The 14,280-nt window shown below is 67.7% G+C and carries 13 protein-coding genes and 1 tRNA gene; 12 read left to right on the top strand and 2 right to left on the bottom strand.

Annotated elements, in window-relative coordinates; translation table 11 throughout:
• Positions 1-304 precede the first annotated feature (304 nt).
• On the bottom strand, positions 305-1,159 hold the full coding sequence (locus ACFWB0_RS19920) for an HAD family hydrolase (RefSeq protein WP_378492183.1): 855 nt from the start codon (positions 1,157-1,159) through the stop codon (positions 305-307).
• Positions 1,160-1,543: 384 nt separating this feature from the next.
• On the opposite strand from ACFWB0_RS19920, the gene ssd reads away from it, so the two are divergent.
• The 7 genes from ssd to ACFWB0_RS19885 all read left to right on the top strand — a co-directional run bounded on the left by ssd (position 1,544) and on the right by ACFWB0_RS19885 (position 6,157).
• Entirely contained in the window at positions 1,544-2,608 is a 1,065-nt protein-coding gene (gene ssd, locus ACFWB0_RS19915) for a septum site-determining protein Ssd (protein ID WP_378492182.1), read from the top strand.
• Entirely contained in the window at positions 2,605-3,777 is a 1,173-nt protein-coding gene (locus tag ACFWB0_RS19910; protein ID WP_378492181.1) for a TadA family conjugal transfer-associated ATPase, read from the top strand. Before ssd ends, ACFWB0_RS19910 begins: the two co-directional genes overlap by 4 nt.
• Entirely contained in the window at positions 3,774-4,574 is an 801-nt protein-coding gene (locus ACFWB0_RS19905; protein WP_378492180.1) for a type II secretion system F family protein, read from the top strand. The genes ACFWB0_RS19910 and ACFWB0_RS19905 overlap by 4 nt, the downstream gene beginning before the upstream one ends.
• The gene (locus tag ACFWB0_RS19900) at positions 4,571-5,152 is read left to right on the top strand and encodes a type II secretion system F family protein (RefSeq protein ID WP_378492179.1); all 582 of its coding nucleotides are present in this window, start codon (positions 4,571-4,573) and stop codon (positions 5,150-5,152) included. The genes ACFWB0_RS19905 and ACFWB0_RS19900 overlap by 4 nt, the downstream gene beginning before the upstream one ends.
• A gap of 89 nt (positions 5,153-5,241) precedes the next feature.
• Positions 5,242-5,406, top strand: coding sequence for a DUF4244 domain-containing protein (locus tag ACFWB0_RS19895; protein ID WP_169690768.1), 165 nt, complete (start codon positions 5,242-5,244; stop codon positions 5,404-5,406).
• Positions 5,407-5,453: 47 nt separating this feature from the next.
• Positions 5,454-5,768, top strand: a complete 315-nt coding sequence (locus ACFWB0_RS19890; RefSeq protein ID WP_378492207.1) for a TadE family type IV pilus minor pilin — start codon at positions 5,454-5,456, stop codon at positions 5,766-5,768.
• Complete coding sequence (locus tag ACFWB0_RS19885) at positions 5,768-6,157, top strand: Rv3654c family TadE-like protein (RefSeq protein WP_378492206.1); 390 nt, start codon at positions 5,768-5,770, stop codon at positions 6,155-6,157. Before ACFWB0_RS19890 ends, ACFWB0_RS19885 begins: the two co-directional genes overlap by 1 nt.
• Here ACFWB0_RS19885 and ACFWB0_RS19880 read toward each other — a convergent pair.
• Positions 6,049-8,502 (bottom strand): DEAD/DEAH box helicase, encoded by a 2,454-nt coding sequence (locus ACFWB0_RS19880; protein WP_378492178.1) that lies wholly within the window; start codon positions 8,500-8,502, stop codon positions 6,049-6,051. The genes ACFWB0_RS19885 and ACFWB0_RS19880 overlap by 109 nt on opposite strands.
• 355 nt (positions 8,503-8,857) lie before the next feature.
• Between ACFWB0_RS19880 and ACFWB0_RS19875 the strand changes: the two genes are divergently transcribed.
• The 5 genes from ACFWB0_RS19875 (at position 8,858) to ACFWB0_RS19855 (ending at position 14,252) form a co-directional block, all read left to right on the top strand.
• Complete coding sequence (locus ACFWB0_RS19875) at positions 8,858-9,061, top strand: cold-shock protein (protein WP_054720028.1); 204 nt, start codon at positions 8,858-8,860, stop codon at positions 9,059-9,061.
• Between the two features lie 152 nt (positions 9,062-9,213).
• Positions 9,214-9,822: a hypothetical protein gene (locus ACFWB0_RS19870; protein WP_378492177.1), complete on the top strand. Its 609-nt coding sequence runs from the start codon at positions 9,214-9,216 to the stop codon at positions 9,820-9,822.
• A gap of 115 nt (positions 9,823-9,937) precedes the next feature.
• A complete protein-coding gene (topA, locus tag ACFWB0_RS19865; protein WP_378492176.1) occupies positions 9,938-12,883 on the top strand; it encodes a type I DNA topoisomerase in 2,946 nt (981 codons plus the stop codon).
• A gap of 46 nt (positions 12,884-12,929) precedes the next feature.
• Positions 12,930-14,117 (top strand): DNA polymerase III subunit delta', encoded by a 1,188-nt coding sequence (locus tag ACFWB0_RS19860; protein ID WP_378492175.1) that lies wholly within the window; start codon positions 12,930-12,932, stop codon positions 14,115-14,117.
• Between the two features lie 62 nt (positions 14,118-14,179).
• Positions 14,180-14,252, top strand: a tRNA-Thr gene (locus ACFWB0_RS19855).
• Positions 14,253-14,280: the final 28 nt, after the last annotated feature.

Below are 14,280 nucleotides of genomic sequence, written 5' to 3'. Positions count from 1 at the left end.
CCGGGTTACCATGCGTGCTGGTGTGGGTTGTGTGTCAACGGCCTCGGCGATGATCCGGGTGTCGGGGGTTCGCTCCTCGCAACGGGTGCGAGGGTCTTGCCTTCGAGAACTCGGAACTCGCAGGCCCACAACGCTTCTGCCCTTATAGTGGCATCGGCTCCGCGTGGGTACTCGGTGTCCGTGCTGGGAAACGCGGGCGGGAGATCGAATCTTCTCTTCCGATTCGCTCTAGGCCTTCCGTGCTTCCGTAACTCATTTGTACCCCGTACTTTCCGAGTCGGCAAGACCCCTGGTGCGGAAAGATTCAGCCGGGGGTCGGGATGAGACGAGGGGGTCGCCCGAGATCGTGCCTGCGCCCGGCGAGGTAGACTACGGCGCCGGTGATCAACGCTGCCGCGGCTCCCGCGGCGGCGAGCCTGAGGAGCCCTTTCGCCGACGGCCGGACTCGCCGCGACAGTGGCACCTGTCGGGTGAACGTCAGTATGGGCCAGCGATTTTCGTTTGCGATGCGACGCAATACGCGGTCGGGATTGACTGCTCGCGGCTTGCCGACTGCCTGCAGCATCGGCACGTCCGTCGCCGAATCCGAGTACGCGTAACAGCGCGTCAGGTCGTAGCCGTGGCTCACTGCGAGCTCACGGATGGCGGTGCCCTTCGCCTCGCCGAAACAGTAGAACTCGAGTTCCCCGGCGTAGCGCCCGTCGACGATCCGCATCCGGCTGGCCGTGCTGTACGAGGCACCGAGTGCCTGCGCGATGGGCGTGACGACCTCCTCGCCCGATGCCGACACGATCACCACATCGTGTCCCCGGGCGCGATGGTCCGCGATCAGGTCCTTGGCTTCCGCATACACCAACGGCTCGACGATCTCGTCGAGGGTCTCCTCCACGATCGACCGGATCTGCTCCACATCCCAGCCCTTGCACATCTGTGCGATGTGCTCACGCATCCGGTCGACCCGATCCTGGTCGACCGCGGACAGTACGAACAGCAATTGTGCGTAACTGCTCGAGAGCACCGCGCGGTGACTCAGTAGGCCGTGTTCGAAGAACGGGCGCGTGAATGCGAGAACGCTCGACTTGGCGATCACGGTCTTGTCGAGGTCGAAGAAGGCGGCGATTCGTCGGGACTCGGAGGGATCCGCGGTCGCGTCTGTCACGTTCTCCACCATAGGGCCCTCGGTGCCACTTTCGGAGCCCCCCTTTCGAGCCGGGAGAGCGCCGCGCCACGCCGATGCTTGAACTTGCAAACACCGAGTATGGAAGGTGTAGTATCGCGACAGTCTGGATATCCAGGCACTGTTCAGCCCGACCCCCCCGGGGCTGAACTCCGACGGCCCTCGCCTCCTCCCCCCCTGGCGAGGGTCGTCCTTTCGTCCGGACCCGTTTCTGCCGGACCTGTTTCTACCCGTTCGACCGACGTCTCTCGGCCATGGCATGCGAATCGGTCCGAGTTGTCCACAGGCACCTGATCCATCCACAGATTCGGCGAAACCGGCGAATGGGCCTTCCACACCGGTAGCCGACCGCGCACTCTGAGCGGCATGAACGACGTCCTCGCGCTGATCGGCGACACGACCCTGCTGGCAAGCCTGCGTCGTGTCGCAGCGGCAGCAGACCGGCAGCTCGCCGAAGAGACCACCCTGCCGCGGCGCCGTGCATGGCTGGATGCAGGCCTGATCGTGGTCGACCGCGACGAAGCACTCATGTGCGCCGCTGCACTGCCCCGCAGACCGGGAATCGTGCTGGTCTGTCCCGGCGCGCCCGGCCTCGGCGAGTGGCAGGCCGCCGCGACGGTGGGTGCCGAACACGTTCTCGGTCTGCCCGACGACGAAGTGGAACTGCTTGCCGTACTCGGCGCCGCGGCAGAACCCGAAGCGGGCGGAGGCACCGTGTTCGCGGTGGTCGGCGGTCACGGTGGAGCAGGCGCGTCGACGTTCGCTGCTGCGCTCGCGTGGGCGGCCGCCACGCGGGGCACACCCGGCGGTGTCCTTCTCGTCGACGCCGACCCCTTCGGAGCGGGCCTGGACATCCTGACGGGGCTCGAAGAACGTCCCGGCATCCGATGGTCGGGCCTGACCGTCGACTCGGGCAGCGTCTCCGCCCGCGCCCTGCGCGACGCCGTACCCGAATGGCTGCCCGGTGTGGGTGTGCTCGCCGGAGACCGCGGCGCCGAGGGCATCGCGGCGGCTCCGCTCACCGCCGTCCTCGAAGCGGTACGACGTGCAGGTGCGATCGTGGTCTGCGACGTGGCCCGCACGTTCGACGAGGTTGCCGACGCCGCGATCGCTGCAGCCGACACCACCGTCCTCGTCACCCAGGCGCGGGTGAGCGGCGCGTTGTCTGCTGCCCGTGCTGCGGACTGGCTCACGGGCCGCGCCACCACGGCGGGAGTCGTGGTGCGTGGACCCGCGCCCGGCGGGCTCCGCGCCACCGACGTCGCGGCAGTGGTGGGACTGCCGCTGCTGGCCGCGATGCGTGCTCAGCCCGGGCTCGCAGAAGCCCTCGAACGCGGCGGTCTGCGACTCCGGCAGCGGTCGCCGCTCGTCGTTGCCGCTCTCGAGGTCTTCGACTCGTCGGTGCACGCCGGGTCGAGGGATGCCGCATGAACGACGTCCTGGACGCCGAATTGCTCGACCGGGTACGTGATCGGCTCGCTGCAGAACCGGGAGAACTGTCACCTGCACGGGTCGCGACCGCGCTGCGTGCCGAAGCAGGGGGAGTGCTCGGCGACACCGATCTTCTCGTCGCACTGCGCCACCTCCAGACCGAACTCACCGGAGCAGGACCACTCGAAGCGCTCCTCGCCGACCCCACCGTGACCGACGTGCTGGTCACCGCGCCCGACCGGGTATGGGTGGACTGCGGTGGTGGCCTGACACTCACGTCCGTGACCTTTCCGGACGAGGCTGCGGTCCGCCGTCTCGCGCAGCGTCTCGCACTGTTCGCCGGTCGCCGACTCGACGACGCGCAGATGTGGGTCGACGGTCGTCTCCCCGGACACGGCGAGTTCGGTGTCCGTCTGCATGCTGTGCTCGCTCCCGTCGCCCAGGGTGGAACGTGCCTGTCGCTACGCGTGTTGAGACCGGCAACGCAGGGGCTCGACGCTCTGGTCGAGCGTGGAGCGGTGCATCCCGACGCCTACCGTTTGCTCCGCCGGATCGTGTCGGGGCGTCTCGCCTTCCTCGTCGTCGGTGGCACCGGCGCGGGAAAGACCACCCTTCTTGCGGCGTTACTCGGCGCTGTCGACCCCGCCGAACGAATCGTGTGCGTCGAGGACGCGGCCGAACTCGTGCCGGATCACCCGCACGTGGTTCGTCTCGTCGCCCGCGCACCCAACGTCGAGGGCGTCGGGGAGGTCACCGTGCGCGACCTCGTGCGTCAAGCGCTGCGGATGCGCCCGGACCGGATCGTGGTCGGTGAAGTGCGGGGCGCCGAGGTGGTCGACCTGCTGACAGCGCTGAACACAGGACACGACGGCGGTGCGGGCACCGTGCACGCGAACTCGCCCGACGAGGTGCCCGCCCGACTCGAAGCGCTCGCGGCCCTCGGCGGACTCGATCGCAGCGCCCTGCACAGTCAGTTGGCCGCCGCGGTCCAGGTGATCCTGCATGTCCACCGAGCTCCCGACGGGGCCAGGAGACTCGTCGAGATCGGAGTCGTGGAGCGTGACCCCATCGCTGGGGTCCTGGTCGTGCCGGCGTGGACGTTCGTCGGTGGCACCGTGCCGGGTGGTGAACGACTCGAACGGATCCTGCGGTCGAGGGAGGGCGCGTGACCGAATCCGTACTGTGCCTGGCCGCCGCCGTGCTCGCTGCTCCCGGTATCGACGCGCGCCGACGGCTCGAAAAACACACCGTTGTACTGCGGGCGACCCGGCGTCGTCCGAATCGAGTGCTCTGCGCGGTCGTCGTCGCGTCTGCCGGTGCCTTTCTCGTGGGAGCGGGCGCAGCCGTCGCGGTGGTGGTCGCAGCGGCGACGATCCTGTTCCGGCTGCGTCGTCGACAGCGGGCGACGCGGCTCGACACCGACCGTCGGATGCTGCTTTCGGGCCTCGACATGGTGATCGCGGAGCTGCAGGTCGGTGCGCATCCCGCCGACGCATGCGACACGGCTGCGAGCGAAACCACCGGGCCGACCTCGGACTCGCTGCGGGTTGCGGCGGCCAGGGCGCGACTGGGCGGATCTGCCTCCGACGGATTGCTGGGGGCAGCACGTGAATTCGACTCCACCGGGATCGGCGAGAGCCTCGTCCGGGTAGCCGACGCATGGTCGGTCTCCGACCGTCACGGCTTGGCGCTCGCGGAACTGTTGTCGGCCGCTCGCTCCGATCTCGCCGCCCGGATGCGGATCCGGACGCGGACGAATGCCGGTCTGGCCGGTGCGCGCGCCACCGCAACGGTTCTCGCTGCGCTACCCGTGCTCGGTGTGGCACTGGGCCAGCTCATGGGGGCATCACCGCTGACGACGCTCCTCGGCGACGGGCTCGGTGCCGTGCTGCTGGTGCTCGGCACGGTGCTCGTGTGCGCCGGATTGCTGTGGACCGACCGCATCGCCGACAGGGTCGGCCGATGACCGGCTCGATGGTGTTGCCGTCGTTGTGTCTTGCCGCGGCGCTGGTCGCGGTACCCGACGCGGGGACTCACCGGTTACATGCCGTGCACGGATCGCCGGGCCCTCCGCAGAGTGTCGCGGCCGATACCGCACAGGATCCGTATGCGATCGCCGCCGCGTTCGATCTCTTCGCGGCGTGCCTGCGGGCCGGGATGCCTGCCGCATCCGCGGCGGGTGTGGTTGCGGAGTCCGCGCCGCCCGTGCTCGGCGCAGCGCTCCGGCGGGGAGCCGACCGCCTGAAACTCGGTGCAGACCCGGCCGATGCGTGGTCGGCGGAAGGCGGCGCAGTCCTCGAAGACTTCGCTCGCGCAGCCAGGAGATCGGCGAGATCCGGTGCCCCACTGTCCGACATCGTGTCCGAACTCGCCGCGCGGCATCGCGCGGAGGCCGAGGACAAGGCCGCAGGCGATATCGAACGCGCCGGCGTGCTCGTGAGCGGGCCACTCGGCCTGTGCTTCCTCCCGGCGTTCGTGTGCCTGGGAATCGTGCCGGTGGTGATCGGCCTGGCCCGGGGCGTCCTGGGATCAGGGCTGTTGTGACGCCGATGCGGACCGTCCGCATCGGTAGAAAGGGGAGTTTCGTGTTCGTTGAATCCGCAGAAGAAGATCGGTCGTTCGCCCGCCGTGTCGTGAAGGTGGCGGCCGGCGACGACGGTATGTCGACGGCCGAATATGCCATCGGCACTATTGCCGCGGCGGCATTCGGCGCCGTGTTGTACACGGTCGTCACCGGGGATGGAATCGTGTCGGCGCTGACCGGCATCGTCGAACGAGCCCTCAACACCTCGGTGTGACGGGGTGGGCTCTTACTCGTCGCGCTGCTGCGCGGGACGAGGGTGGTGTGACCGTCGAGGCGGCGCTCGCGATCGCCTCACTGGTCACGGTTCTGACGTTGTGTCTCGGTGCGGTGCTCTGTGTTTCGCAGCAGGTGCAGTGCCAGGACGCCGCTCGTGAGGCGGCGCGACTGGTAGCGCGCGGTGACGAGGCCCGGGCGGTCGAGGTGGCTGCTCGGGTCGCGCCGCCGGGCGCGCACATCGAGGTGAGCGTGGAAGACGACCTCGTCGTAGCAACCGTCAGCGTCGACGCGCCGCTGCTCCCGATGGTGACCTTGACGGCCGACGCCGTTGCGGTCCGTGAACCGGGGGAGGTGTCGTGATGCGGGTGGATCTGCGCGAGGAGGGTGGCAGTGCCAGCATCCTCGGATGTTGCATCATGGCCGCGCTGATCGCGATCACCGCGACCGTTCTGCACGTCGGATCGGTTGTGGTGGTACGACACCGGCTGCAGGCCGCGGCAGACCTGGCGGCGTTGGCCGTCGCGTCGTCGCTCGACCGGGGTGCGACCGAGGCGTGTGCGGTCGCGGAAACGGTGACCGTCCGCATGGACGTGGGTGTGCGGAGTTGCCGGATCCACGGGTGGGACGCGGTGGTGGAGACCTACGCTCCGGTGTCGCCGCTGTTCGGCGACCGGGACGCATCGGCGATCGCCCGAGCGGGGCCTGCGCTCGGCGACGAACCGGCCACTCGGATCGGCGGTGGAGGGTGAGTGCCGAGTGCTTCGAGTACAGCGGTCAACAGTGCTGTCGCACCTGCCTTGTCGAGTGGGTCATTTCCGTTACCGCACTTGGGCGAGTGCACGCACGACGGGCATCCGTCGGTGCATTCGCATGCCTGTACCGCATCGCGGGTGGCGGTGAGCCACTGGATGATCCGTGAGAATCCGCGTTCGGCGAAACCGGCACCGCCCGGATGCCCGTCGTAGACGAACACGGTGGGCAGTCCGGTGTCGGCGTGCAGATCGGTGGATACGCCGCCGATATCCCCGCGATCACACGTCGCGACGAGCGGTAGCAATCCGATGGCGGCGTGCTCGGCGGCGTGCAGAGCACCCGGAACCCGCTCGGGTGTCAACCCGATCCGGTCGAGAAGTTCCGGGGTCACGGTGTACAGCACGGCGCGCGTGGGCAGGGTCTGTGCCGGCATGTCCAGTTCGACCTGGTCGAGTACCTCCCCGGAGGGGAGACGCCGGAGATAGGCGACCACCTGCCCGGTCACCTCGACGGCTGCCATCTGCACGGTCACGGGCCCGTACGTGCAGGTCTCCTTCACAGCGACGACTCGGATGTCGGTGACCTCGCGCACCGACGTCGACCACTCCGGATCCTCCGCGTGTACGAGTGCGACGCCGTCGTCGAGATGCAGTTCGTCGACGACGAAGCTCTCGCCCCGGTGGAGATGGACGGCGCCGGGATGGACAGTTGCGGGCGCACGCCCCGCCTCGACGGTGCCGAGCATCCGGCCGGTGTCGGCCTCGACGATCGCGACCTGATGGCCGATGCCGCCGCGGATATCGACCTGGGCGTGCGGGTGGGTATCCGGTGTGACGAACCAACCGTGCGGGCGCCGACGGATCAGACCCTGCTGTGCGAGGTCGGTGAGAAGGTCGTGAGCGTCGAACTGCCCGACTTCCGCGTGCGAGAGCGGCAACTCCAGCGCAGCGCACAGCAGTTGCGGCCCGAGTACATACGGATTCGCGGGGTCGGTCACGGTCGCCTCGACCGGCCTGTCGAGCAGCGCGTGCGGGTGGTGGACGAGATAGGTGTCGAGTGGGTCGTCGCGCGCGACGAGAACGACCAGGGAACCCTGGCCCCGCCGTCCGGCCCGGCCGCCCTGCTGCCAGAACGACGCCACGGTGCCGGGAAAACCGGCGACGACGACGGCGTCGAGTCCTGCGATGTCGACTCCGAGTTCGAGCGCATTGGTGGTCGCGACCCCGAGTAGCCGACCGTCGGACAGCGCAGCCTCCAGATCGCGACGATCCTCCGCGAGATACCCGGCGCGATAGGTCGCGACACGATCCACCAGGTCGGGTGCCGATTCGGTGAGCAGACGCCGCGTGCTCATCGCGGTGAGTTCCGCGCCGTGACGCGAACGGACGAATGCCAGCGTGCGGGCGCCTTCGACGACGAGGTCGGCGAGCAGCCGTGCCGCCTCGGCGCCTGCGGCGCGTCGCACGGGCGCCCCGTGCTCGCCGGTGACCTCCCGGAGCAGGGGCGGTTCCCACAGTGCGACAGTGCGCGGACCGTGTGGTGAACCGTCCTCGGTCACCTCTCGGCAGGGCGCCCCGATCAATCGTGAGGCGGCAGCTCCCGGGTCGGCAGTGGTTGCGGACGCCAGGATGAACACCGGGTCGGCGCCGTAGTGGTTCGCGAGGCGGCGCAACCTGCGGATGACCAGCGCGACGTGCGACCCGAAGACACCCCGGTACGAGTGGCACTCGTCGATCACGACGTAACGCAGTCGACGCAACAGCCGCGCCCAGCGTGCGTGACCAGGAAGTATCGCCAGGTGCAGCATGTCGGGGTTGGTGAAGATCCACCGAGAGTGGCTGCGCGCCCATCGACGCAGCTCGGTGGAGGTGTCGCCGTCGTACGCGCACGGATGCGCTGTCGACAGGTCGGGCGTCGCCCCGGTCAGCTCTGTGACGGCGCGCAGTTGGTCGGCGCCGAGGGCCTTCGTGGGCGAGAGATACAGCGCGGTGGCCTGTGGGTCGGACGCGAGGGCGGTGAGCACCGGAAGCTGGTAGGCGACGGATTTGCCCGACGCGGTACCGGTGGACACCACGACATTGCTGCCCCCGGCCGCAAGGTCGGCGGCGTCGATCTGGTGCAGCCAGGGCTTCGGCACACCGTGTTCGCGGAGCGCATCGACCACGGAATCGGCGGCCCAGTCCGGCCAGTGGGCGTGTTGCGCCTTCCGGGCAGGGAGCTCGGCGGTGTGGGTGAGGGGGTGCTCGTTCGACGGTGTCCCCGCGAGCAGCCTGTCGAGCAGCGCCTGTCCGTAGCCCGGGACTGTGGCTCCACCGGTGTCGATACCTGATGAACTGGTCACACGTCGGCTCCGGCTGGGATCGAATTCGGCACGGGAGGATGTGGCGCCGCGTAGCATGGTCGCCATACCTCTACCCGCCGGACATGCTACCGAGCGTCCTACAAGATCAGAATTTTGGCGCGATTGTGCCATACCTACTGTTGCGACTGCCCGGAACATGATTGACTGGCACGCGGTCGCAGCTTCTGTGTTCGTAGGCTTGAGAAAGTGCACGCTCGCAGGATCGATGGTTGCGGGCGGTGTGCTTTAGCTCTTCCAACGGGGGATTCGAAAGGTACAGCGGTCGGAATCGGGACCTGGCGGCCGCTGTCCCCAGCGGCTCGTCGAATCCGGTGTTAGAAAGAGAAGGAAAAGCATGGCACAGGGCACTGTGAAGTGGTTCAACGCGGAGAAGGGCTTCGGCTTCATCGCTCCGGAGGACGGCTCTGCCGACGTGTTCGTTCACTACTCCGAGATCCAGGGTGCCGGTTTCCGCACCCTCGAGGAGAACCAGCGCGTCGAGTTCGAGGTCGGACAGGGCACCAAGGGCCCGCAGGCCACCGGTGTGCGCGCCGTCTGATCCGACGCGCTCCATCGAGCACCTGTGAGGGTTTTCGCCCCACACTCCCACCGTCCCCTGTCGCCCCCGGCGATGGGGGACGATGGCTTTCGGGAGTGCAACATCGGGAAATGGCCACAGATGGAAAGGGCCACAGATTCAGGGAGGCGACAGTGAGTCAACTGTCCTTCTTCGGCGCCGACACCGCGCCGCCTGCATTGTCCGACCTCAGTGGGTTGCTGGCGGCGCAGGGACGGATCGTGATGCACACGGCCGACACGGCTCGGATCTCGGTGACGGTCGATGCGCCATGGCGTGCGTCCGCGATCGCCGACCGGATCGTCGCGACGGGTCTGACCGCAGAGATCGGTGCGACGCCGGGTGGGTTTCCGCTGGTGCGCACCGCAGACGGCCCCGAGCTCGTCCCGCTGGCGACCGCATGGTCGCGAGGCGGAATCAAGTACGTCCCGATCGGATGGGTGCCGAACGCGGGAGCGCTGAGGATCTGGTTCCTGGCCGCGGGCCGGATGGAGGTCGAAGGGGAGCGGTATGTCCTCGGGCTCGATCCGGATGCGCCCGGCACCCATGTCCCTCTCTCCGAGGCATTGATGCTTGCCGGAATCGCCCCCACCTTGATCAGCCCACATGGCGCCCCACCAGGGCTGAGAGTATCGGGGCCGCGCCGCATCTCGCGGCTCGACGAGAGCATCGGAGCACCCCCGGACCATCCCGAAGCCCGCGCGATCTGGCCTCGTCACGAGCACTTCGAGCACCACATGTGACGAGCGATCGACAGAGTGTGTGCGACCCTGTGTGTGACCGAGTCGGGGAGACAGGGTCGGTATACATGTCTTCGAGAGCAGGCATGTCGGCAAAAGGGAAGGTTCGGGCGTCACGGTGGCAGCACGGGACAAGGGCACGTCGGACAACGCGTCGGGCACGCGTCGACTCGTCATCGTCGAATCTCCGACAAAGGCGAAGAAGATCGCCCCCTACCTGGGGCGCAACTATGTCGTCGAAGCCTCCGTGGGGCATATCCGCGACCTTCCACGCGGTGCAGCGGACGTCCCCGCCAAGTACAAGGGCGAGTCGTGGGCTCGACTGGGCGTCGATGTCGATCATGATTTCGAGCCGCTGTACGTCGTCAGCCCCGAGAAGAAGTCGAAGGTCACCGAGCTCAAGTCGCTCCTGAAGGACGCCGACGAGCTCTACCTCGCCACCGACCCCGACCGCGAGGGCGAAGCCATCGCGTGGCATCTCCTCGAGACGCTCAAGCCGAAGGTCCCTGTCCGCAGGATGGTCTTCCACGAGATCACCGAATCCGCGATCCGCGCTGCCGCCGAGAACACCCGGGAGCTCGACACCGACCTGGTCGACGCGCAGGAAACCCGGCGCATCCTCGATCGTCTGTACGGCTACGAGGTCAGCCCGGTGCTGTGGAAGAAGGTCATGCCGAGACTGTCGGCGGGCCGAGTCCAGTCCGTCGCGACCCGCGTCATCGTGCGCCGCGAACGTGAGCGCATGGCGTTCACGTCCGCCGAATACTGGGACATCGCCGCGACCATGGATGCCGGTGCCGACGCGAGTCCCCGCTCGTTCGGCGCACGCCTCGTCAACGTCGATGGGTCTCGCGTCGCGGCAGGTCGTGATTTCGGTCCCGATGGCGCTCTGAAGTCGGACAGTGTCGTCGTGCTCGACGAGGCAAACGCTCGTCGACTCGCCGACGCGTTGTCCGGTGCCGCGCTGACGGTGTCGTCGGCCGAGAGCAAGCCGTACACGCGCAAGCCCTACGCACCGTTCATGACGTCGACGCTGCAGCAGGAAGCCGGCCGCAAGCTTCGGTTCTCGTCCGAGCGCACGATGCGCATCGCACAGCGGTTGTACGAGAACGGCTACATCACGTACATGCGTACCGATTCGACGACGTTGTCCGAGTCGGCGATCACCGCGGCGAGGTCGCAGGCCACCCAGTTGTACGGCGCCGAGTACGTCCACGCGACACCCCGCCAGTACACCCGCAAGGTCAAGAATGCGCAGGAAGCGCACGAAGCGATCCGGCCGGCCGGCGACGTCTTCGCTACTCCGGGCGAACTGCACGCGCGGCTCGACGCCGACGAGTTCAAGCTGTACGAGCTGATCTGGCAGCGCACGGTCGCGTCGCAGATGGCCGACGTCCGCGGAACCACACTCACCCTCCGCATCACCGGCACTGCCGGGACGGGTGAGGTATGCACCTTCTCGTCGTCGGGTCGCACGATCACGTTCGCCGGCTTCCTCAAGGCCTACGTCGAAAGCGTCGACGAAGAGGCAGGCGGTCAATCGGACGACGCCGAGTCGCGTCTGCCCAACCTCAGCGAAGGCGCGGCGGTCATCGCGACGAAGCTCGATCCGGATGGGCACTCGACCAACCCGCCCGCCCGATTCACCGAAGCGAGTCTGATCAAGACCCTCGAAGAGCTGGGTATCGGGCGTCCGTCCACGTACGCCTCGATCATCAAGACGATCCTCGACCGCGGGTACGTCTACAAGCGCGGCAGTGCGCTGGTGCCGTCGTGGGTGGCGTTCGCGGTGATCGGTCTGCTCGAGGCTCATTTCGGTCAGCTCGTCGACTACGACTTCACCGCGGGCATGGAGGACGATCTCGACGAGATCGCCTCCGGTCAGGAACAGCGGACTGCCTGGCTGTCCAGGTTCTACTTCGGTGGCGAGCACGGCGACGAGGACTCGGTCGCGCGTAAGGGCGGCCTGAAGAAGCTGGTCGGGCAGAACCTCGAGGACATCGATGCCCGCGAGATCAACTCGATCCGGTTGTTCGACGATGCCGAAGGTCGCGAGATCCACGTGCGGGTGGGCCGGTTCGGTCCGTACCTCGAACGGATGGTCGTCGACTCGGACAACCCGGACGGCGATCTCATCTCGCAGCGTGCGAATCTCCCCGAGGATCTGCCGCCGGACGAACTGACCCTCGAATACGCGGAGAAGTTGTTCTCGACTCCGCAGGAGGGGCGGGTTCTCGGGGTCGATCCGGGGACCGGGCACGAGATCGTGGCCCGTGAGGGACGGTTCGGTCCGTACGTCACCGAGTTGCTGCCGGAGCCGAAGCCCGAACCCGAACCTGATGTCACTCCTGTCCCGGTCGAAGAGCTGACGACCGGCGGCGCAACGAAGACCGCGACCAAGACGGCCGCGAAGAAGGCAGCCAAGAAGGCGCCCGCGAAGAAGGCGGCCAAGAAGGCCACCGGCCCGAAGCCGCGGACGGCATCGCTCCTCAAGACGATGGAGCTGTCGTCCGTCACGCTCGACGACGCCCTGCGGTTGCTGTCGCTGCCGCGCATCGTCGGTGTCGATCCCGAATCCGGTGACGAGATCACCGCACAGAACGGCCGCTACGGTCCGTATCTGAAGAAGGGCACCGATTCGCGGTCGTTGGCGACCGAAGAACAGATGTTCACGGTCACCCTCGACGAAGCCCTGAAGATCTACGCCGAGCCGAAGCGCCGCGGACGTCAGGCTGCTGCTGTTCCACCGCTGCGCGAACTCGGCGTGGACCCGATCAGCGAGAAGCCGATGGTGATCAAGGACGGTCGTTTCGGTCCGTACGTCACCGACGGCGAGACCAATGCGAGCCTGCGTAAGGGCGACGAGGTCGGCACGATCACCGACGAACGCGCATCCGAGCTGTTGGCGGATCGTCGTGCCCGGGGTCCAGCGAAGAAGACCACCAAGAAGGCGGCGAAGAAGGCTCCGGCCAAGAAGACCGCAGCCAAGAAGACCGCAGCCAAGAAGGCTCCGGCCAAGAAGGCTGCCGCGAAGAAGACCGCAGCCGAGGGGACGACCGACTGATCCGCCCGGACCGAAGTCGTCGGTGTCGATCGCTACGCTGAGCCCCATGCCCGGTGTCTTCGATCGTCTCGTCGGTCAACGCGATGTCGAGACCGACCTCGTCAGCGCGGCCGTGGCCGCACGCACCGGCGATTCCGGCTCTGCGATGACGCATTCCTGGCTGTTCACCGGTCCGCCCGGATCGGGTCGCTCGGTCGCTGCTCTGTGCTTCGCCGCGGCACTACAGTGCACAGACGACGCAGCCCCCGGGTGCGGTCGCTGCCACGCATGCACCACGACGATGGCGGGCACGCACGGCGACGTCCGACGCGTCGTTCCCGAAGGTCTGACCATCAGCGTCAAGGCGATGCGCGCGATCGTGCAGGTCGCGGCGAGGCGGCCGAGTACCGGGCGTTGGCAGATCGTGGTGATCGAGGATGCCGACCGCCTCACCGAAGGCGCCGCGAACGCTCTGCTCAAGGTCGTCGAGGAACCGCCACAGCGCACGGTGTTCCTTCTGTGCGCCCCGTCGGTCGACCCGGAAGACATTTCGGTGACCCTGCGGTCGAGGTGCCGACACGTCGGGCTCATCACTCCGAGCGTCGACTCGATCGCCCAGGTCCTCCGCGACGTCGACGGAATCCCCGCAGATGCAGCGCAGTGGGCCGCTTCGGTCAGTGGTGGTCACGTCGGCCGTGCTCGGCGTCTCGCCACAGACCCGGTTGCGCGCGACAACCGCACACGTGCGCTCGATGTCGCCGGCGCAGTGCTGCGACCCTCCACCACCTATACCGCTGCGGACGAACTCGGCAAGAGCGCGGAGGTCGAGGCCAAAGAGATCAGCGCCGACCGCGACGAACGGGAAACCGAAGAGCTCAAGACCGCACTCGGCGCGGGCGGTACCGGCAAGGGTGCCGCCGGTGCGCTGAGAGGTTCGGCGGGAGTACTCAAAGAACTCGAACGCACCCAGAAGTCGCGCAAGACCCGCACCGAGCGCGACATCATGGACCGCGCGCTCATCGACCTCGCCGGGCTGTACCGGGACGCCCTCGCGCATTCGATGGGCGCGGCTGCGACGCCCAACCACCCCGACATGGCAGACCGCGCCCGCGATCTCGCATCTCGGACACGGGCCGAGGGGCTGCTCGACTGCATCGAGGCGATCCTCGAATGCCGCGAGGCGCTCGCGCAGAACGTCAAACCACGCTTCGCGCTGGCCGCGATGGCAGCTCGCCTGAGCGCAGCGTTCCGGTGATCACGCTGCCGGTTTGCATCGGGCGGGGGGTTTTCGGCTAGACTTCGGTCGCCGCAAGGCGCGCTGCCTTAGCTCAGTCGGTAGAGCATTTCACTCGTAATGAAAAGGTCGAGAGTTCGATTCTCTCAGGCAGCTCAGAGACGAAGGCCCCGTCCCCACAGGG

The organism is Rhodococcus sp. NPDC060086 (genome assembly GCF_042730275.1).
Classification (GTDB): domain Bacteria; phylum Actinomycetota; class Actinomycetes; order Mycobacteriales; family Mycobacteriaceae; genus Rhodococcus.
This window is presented reverse-complemented; position numbering and strand designations above follow the sequence as displayed.

What these genes read in the sequence shown, in the direction of transcription:
- ACFWB0_RS19875 (WP_054720028.1), top strand. Translation starts at nt 8,858, where the DNA reads ATGGCACAGGGCACTGTGAAGTGGTTCAACGCGGAGAAGGGCTTCGGC.
- ACFWB0_RS19900 (WP_378492179.1), top strand. Translation starts at nt 4,571, where the DNA reads ATGACCGGCTCGATGGTGTTGCCGTCGTTGTGTCTTGCCGCGGCGCTG.
- ACFWB0_RS19910 (WP_378492181.1), top strand. Translation starts at nt 2,605, where the DNA reads ATGAACGACGTCCTGGACGCCGAATTGCTCGACCGGGTACGTGATCGG.
- ACFWB0_RS19885 (WP_378492206.1), top strand. Translation starts at nt 5,768, where the DNA reads ATGCGGGTGGATCTGCGCGAGGAGGGTGGCAGTGCCAGCATCCTCGGA.
- ACFWB0_RS19860 (WP_378492175.1), top strand. Translation starts at nt 12,930, where the DNA reads ATGCCCGGTGTCTTCGATCGTCTCGTCGGTCAACGCGATGTCGAGACC.
- ssd (WP_378492182.1), top strand. Translation starts at nt 1,544, where the DNA reads ATGAACGACGTCCTCGCGCTGATCGGCGACACGACCCTGCTGGCAAGC.